Raw genomic sequence first — 309 nt, 5'->3', positions numbered from 1 at the left:
GTACGAGGAGATCGCGGAAGAGCAGCTGATGGAGATGCACCCGATGATGCGCCAGATGTTCGGCAACGAGTAGCGCCCCGCGACATCCACCTTTTCGCGTCGAGTACCGCCCCTCCCAGCCGCCGGTTCGTTCGTTCGACCGGGGATCTCCGCGTTTATTGTCCCGGCCGACCAACCGTGCGGCATGGCAGACACGATCCTCGTGCCGCTCGAACTCCCGGACCCCGAGCCGCTGTCGCCGGTGCTCATCGAGGACCTCTCATCGCTGGACGTCGTGGTGCTCGGGCACTACGCCCTCCCGGAGCAGAC

At 65.7% G+C, this 309-nt stretch carries 1 pseudogene; it reads left to right on the top strand.

What is annotated here, in order from left to right:
• Positions 1–184: 184 nt before the first annotated feature.
• A pseudogene (locus EXE45_RS21765) lies at positions 185–309 on the top strand (universal stress protein); the annotation flags it as partial.

The organism is Halorubrum sp. SP9 (genome assembly GCF_005435015.1).
In the GTDB taxonomy this organism is placed as follows: Archaea; Halobacteriota; Halobacteria; order Halobacteriales; family Haloferacaceae; genus Halorubrum; species Halorubrum sodomense.
Note: the sequence above shows the minus strand (reverse complement) of the source record. Positions and strands in the feature narration are given on the sequence as shown.